This window comes from Streptomyces capoamus, assembly GCF_014654935.1.
Lineage (GTDB): Bacteria > Actinomycetota > Actinomycetes > Streptomycetales > Streptomycetaceae > Streptomyces > Streptomyces capoamus.
In genome coordinates this window covers 17390-22378 of the sequence record NZ_BNBF01000040.1, presented here as the reverse complement: position 1 = coordinate 22378, position 4989 = coordinate 17390, and the positions used below count along the sequence as shown (strand labels likewise).

5 protein-coding genes and 1 pseudogene are annotated in these 4989 nt (G+C 72.1%); 4 read left to right on the top strand and 2 right to left on the bottom strand.

Translation table 11 applies throughout. From position 1 onward, the window contains the following. The coding region (locus tag IE312_RS43350) for a DUF8823 domain-containing protein (RefSeq protein WP_502267009.1) at positions 1-258 on the top strand (258 nt) is incomplete at its 5' end. Between the two features lie 10 nt (positions 259-268). Here the strand turns inward: IE312_RS43350 and IE312_RS35925 are convergent. Then, entirely contained in the window at positions 269-1108 is an 840-nt protein-coding gene (locus tag IE312_RS35925; RefSeq protein WP_189986523.1) for a hypothetical protein, read from the bottom strand. Between the two features lie 73 nt (positions 1109-1181). Between IE312_RS35925 and IE312_RS35920 the strand changes: the two genes are divergently transcribed. After that, positions 1182-1970, top strand: coding sequence for an SDR family oxidoreductase (locus tag IE312_RS35920; RefSeq protein WP_189986522.1), 789 nt, complete (start codon positions 1182-1184; stop codon positions 1968-1970). Positions 1971-2085: 115 nt separating this feature from the next. Continuing rightward, positions 2086-3615, top strand: a complete 1530-nt coding sequence (locus IE312_RS35915; protein ID WP_189986521.1) for a sodium:solute symporter family protein — start codon at positions 2086-2088, stop codon at positions 3613-3615. Positions 3616-3622: 7 nt separating this feature from the next. Here IE312_RS35915 and IE312_RS35910 read toward each other — a convergent pair whose 3' ends face one another. Then, the gene (locus tag IE312_RS35910; protein WP_189986520.1) at positions 3623-4738 is read right to left on the bottom strand and encodes an ADP-ribosylglycohydrolase family protein; all 1116 of its coding nucleotides are present in this window, start codon (positions 4736-4738) and stop codon (positions 3623-3625) included. A gap of 139 nt (positions 4739-4877) precedes the next feature. Between IE312_RS35910 and IE312_RS43345 the strand changes: the two are divergent. After that, positions 4878-4989: pseudogene (locus IE312_RS43345) on the top strand (DUF2165 domain-containing protein); the annotation flags it as partial.

Genomic DNA, 4989 nt, shown 5'->3' with positions numbered 1-4989 from the left:
GGGCGGATCCTGATCCGGATCCCGTACTCGCCCTGGCTGAGCGTCGTCGACGAGCACGGCAAGAGCGTGAAGCCGCCGCAGCCGTCGTCCGGTACGCCGAGGACGTACCGGAACATCGACGGGTGCCTGACGCAGACGCCGGAGGACTCGGACGGGGACCGGTGGACGGTGCTGCTGGCGCCGAAGGCGGGGACGTACCGGCTGGCCGCCCCGTACCAGTTGCCGCGCGGTACGCCGTGCCCCGACGAGCTGAAGTGAGCCTCCGCGCTCACCGCAGCTCGGCCACGTACCGGTCCGTGCCCGGCACCGTCGGGATGAACGGTGCCGCCAGCTCCACCCTGCCCAGGCCGGACTCGGCCACCTCGGCGTCCAGGCCCGTGAAGTGTTCCTCCCAGCACTCCCGCGGGTCCCGTTCCAGGAACCACAGCAGGGTGAGCCGGGTGCCGACGCCCTCGACCTGCTGGACGTAGGTCATGCGGTCGCCCGGCAGCGGGGTGGGCCGGAACACGGTGACCAGGGCGGCCGGGGAGCCGGCGAGGCGGCGCGGGAGGTGGCGGGCGCGCAGCCACCGGAGCAGTTCGGCGCGGCGTTCGGGCGAGTCGGTGTCCACGACCTCCAGGACCAGCCCGGCGTAGGGGTGGTCGAGGGCGTGGACGTCCCGGGGCCCGGCGGCGCCGTCCCGGTACACCGTCGTCTCGTGGTCCTGGAAGGCGGTGAAGACGTGGGTGCGGTGGTGGTAGACGCGGGCGTCCCGGTTGAGGCGCCGGTTGATGGCGACCGTCCACTTCATGTGGTCGTCGTAGCGGCCGGCGGTGATCCAGTAGGTGGAGAGGTAGCAGCCGGCGGTGACCGGCCGGGCGACCGCCGACGGCTCCGGGTAGCGCAGGAGCCGCAGTTCCCGGGTCGCCACCCAGCGGCGGCCGGCGTACATCCAGGGCATGGCCATCGCGCCGGCGTAGTAGTGGTCGTCCTCGTACCAGCGGTTGTAGGCGTACTCGTGGCCGGGGTGCGGCTCGACCAGGGTGATCAGGGCGTGGCCGGGGCGGACGCCGTACGGGCCGACGGCGGCCAGTTCGGCGTACCGCTCGCTGCGGGTGTCCTCGCTCATGCGGTTCCCCTTTCCTGCGGTCGCCCATACTCTGACGCCCCGTCAGATGAAGCGCCAGACCGAAGGAGGGGCCATGTCCCTGCTCGCGGGCAAGACCGTCGTCATCTCGGGTGTCGGGGCCGGGCTCGGCCACCAGGTGGCGGCGGCCGTCGTGCGGGACGGCGGGAACGCGGTGCTCGGGGCGCGCACCGGGGCGAACCTGGCCAGGAGCGCGACGGGGATCGACCCGGACGGCGCGCGCACGGCGTACCGGACGGCCGACATCACCGACGAGGGGCAGTGCGAGGCACTGGCGGGGCTGGCGCGGGAGCGGTTCGGGGGGATCGACGCGGTGGTGCACGTGGCCGCCTGGGACACGCACTTCGGCGGACTCCAGGACGCGGACTTCGCGACCTGGCGGTCGGTCCTCGACGTCAACCTGCTGGGGACGCTGCGGATGACCCGGGCCTGCCTGCCGGCGCTGCGGGCGGGCGGGGGCGGGTCGGTGGTGTTCATCGGTACGCAGTCGGCCGTGGCGGCGCCCTCGCAGGTGCGGCAGGCCGCGTACGCCGCCTCGAAGGGGGCGCTGACCAGTGCGATGTACTCGCTGGCGCGGGAGCTGGGTCCGGACCGGATCCGGGTGAACTCGGTGCTGCCGGGCTGGATGTGGGGGCCGCCGGTACAGGCGTACGTCCGGTTCACGGCGCACACGGAGGGCGTGCCGGAGGAGGCGGTGCTGGCCCGCCTGACCGAGCGGATGGCGTTGCCGGAGCCGGCCACCGACGCGGACGTGGCGGACGCGGTGGTGTTCCTCGCCTCGGACCGGGCGCGGGCGATCACCGGCCAGTCGTTGCTGGTCAACGCGGGGGAGCTGATGCGCTGACGCGCGTGCTGGTGTTCATATGAGTGAACGCAGGTCAGTTAGCCGAACCTTTTTACGTTGACTTGACCTTCCTCTTGCTTGTCGTGTTCATGTGCTCGCACCCACGATCGGGTACATGAACAGTCTCGACTGGGCCGTGCTCATCGGCTACTTCGGCGTGATGGTCGCGATCGGCGTCTGGTCGCACAAGCGCGTGGACGACGTCTCCGACTTCTTCACGGCCGGCGGCAAGATGCCCTGGTGGCTCTCCGGCATCTCGCACCACATGTCGGGCTACAGCGCCGTGATGTTCACCGGGTACGCGGGCATCGCCTACACCTACGGCGTCACCTCCTTCATCACCTGGTCCTTCCCCATCGCGCTCGGCATCGCCATCGGGTCGAAGCTGTTCGCGCCGCGCATCAACCGACTGCGCTCCCGGCTCCACGTGGCCTCCCCGCTGGAGTACCTGAAGAACCGCTACAACCTCCCCACCCAGCAGGCGCTCGCCTGGTCCGGCATGCTGCTGAAGATCGTGGACGTGGGCGCCAAGTGGGCCGCGATCGCCACCCTGCTGTCGGTGTTCACCGGGATCTCGCTGAACCAGGGCATCCTCATCACCGGGGCCGTCACGGCCGTGTACTGCACGATCGGCGGCCTGTGGGCGGACGCGCTGACCGAACTCGGCCAGTTCGTCATCCAGTTGCTGGCCGGGCTCTCCATGTTCGTCGCCGTCGTGCTGAAGCTGGACGACAAGGACATCGGCTTCCTCGGTGCCTGGGACGAGCCCGCGCTGCACGGCCACGGCAAGCCGCTGGTCGGCCCGTACGGCACGGTGTTCCTGCTGGCGTTCCTGTTCATCAAACTCTTCGAGTACAACGGCGGCATGCTCAACCAGGCGCAGCGCTACATGGCCACCGGCAGCGCCCGCCAGGCCGAGCGTTCGGCCCGGCTGTCCGCGCTCCTCTGGCTGGTCTGGCCGGTGGTCCTGTTCTTCCCGATGTGGATGTCCCCGCTGCTGGTCACGGCGCACAGACCGGACGGCTCCGACTCCTACGCCCTGATGACCGAACAGCTGCTGCCGCACGGCCTGCTGGGCCTGGTCGTCGTCGGCTTCTTCTCGCACACCATGGCCATGTGCTCCTCCGACGCGAACGCGATCGCCGCCGTGTTCACCCGGGACGTGGCGCCGGTGCTGTCGGCCAGGGCCCGGGGCTGGAACGACCGGTCGGGGCTGGTCGCGGCCCGCGTCACGACGGTCGTCTTCCTCGGCCTGTCCATGGCGGTCGCGACCCAGGTCGACTCCCCCGCCTTCAAGGACATCATCACCGTCGTCATCAAGTGGGTGGCCGGCCTCATGGGCCCGATCGCGATCCCGATGATGCTCGGCCTGCTCCGCACGTTCCGCCGCTCCGGCCCGACGGCGGCGCTGACCAGCTGGGCGGCGGGCCTGCTGGCCTTCTGGCTGGTCAACTACCCCGTCAACTGGCACGTCGACGGCGGCGTCCCGCTCCAGTACCAGGTCTCGATCCCGCTCGCGGTCTCCCTCGTCCTCTACGTCCTGATCGGCTGGCTCAAGCCGGAGGACACCCCGGCCCGCCTGGCCGTCATCGAGCGGGTCAACACCGACGCAGACGCGGCGGCGGTACCGGTGCCGGCGCCGTAGCTCCCCCTCAGGCCCGCGGGTACCGCGCCAGCCAGCCCGGGGAGGAACCGGCCGGCCCGTGCAGTGCCGGGCCCTGGGTCATCTCCATGGCGAAGTCGTCGGCGAGTTCCAGGATCGTGGGACGGCCCTCCAGTTCGGCCAGCCAGGCCGGCGGGAGGGCCGTCTCGCCGTGCAGGGCGCCGAGGAGGCCGCCGGTGAGGGCGCCCGCGGCGGCGGAGGGGCCGCTCTGGTTCACCGCCAGGCACAGCCCGTGCCGCACGTCCTCCCCGACCAGCGCGCAGTACACGGACGCCGCCAGCAGCCCGTCCGCCGTACCGTCGCCGGCCAGCTCCTCCACCCGGTCGGGGGTGGGCACGCCCTGCCGTACGGCACCGAGGGCGTGCTGGAGGGCGTCGCAGACGGGCTGGTGGCCGGGGCGGGCGGCGAGCAGGGACACGGCCCGTCGCACGGCGCCGTCCAGGCTGTCGCCGCGGGCCAGCGCGTGCACGATCCCGGCGTACGCGCCCGCCGACAGGCAGGCGATGGGGTGGCCGTGGGTCTGGGCCGCGCACTCCACGGCCAGCTGGACCACGAGCTGCGGCTCCCAGCCGACGAGCAGCCCGAACGGCGCCGAGCGGGCGACCGCCTCCGGGCCCAGCTCCCCCGGGTTCTTCGGGGACTCCGGCGTGCCCATGGTGGTGTCACCGAACCCGATGAGCAGTGCGCGGGTCGGCTCCCGGCGGGCGTACAGCCACTCCTCGCGGGCCAGCCAGCCGTCGTCCTTGCGGCGTTCGTCCGGCCCCCAGTCCCGCTGGGTGGCCGCCCAGCGCAGATAGGCCCGGTGCAGGTCGGTCGGCGGGTGCCAGGCGCCGGTGTCGCGGCGCACCTGGGCCCGTATCAGCCCGTCCACGGTGAACAGGGTCAGCTGGGTGTGGTGGGTGACCGTGCCGCGCCGCCCGTGCCCGAAGGCCAGGTCGAGCAGCCCCTCACCGCCGTACGCGGCCCGGATCTCCGCGAGGGACAGCGGGTCGGCGGGCCCGCCGAGGGCGTCACCGACCGCGGCGCCGAGCAGCGTGCCGCGCACCCGGCTGCGGAAGTCCTGCTGCTCGGCACGGCCCCAGACGGCACCGGATGTCACACCCACCAGACCTCCCCACGGCACCGTCCGCCCGTACGACGCCCAGCACTGTAATCGACCGGGAACGGTCCGTTCAGGGGCGCCCGGCCGGATTCTGGCTCAATGCCCGTGGAAGCAGCCGGTGTTGATCGGGGAGAATCCAGCCATGACCACCACCCCCACACGCCCCGGCGGCCTCAGGCTCGCCGCCGGAGTGCTCACCGGCATACTCGCGCTCTACATCGCCCTGGTCGCGCTCGGGAACATCACCGATTTCG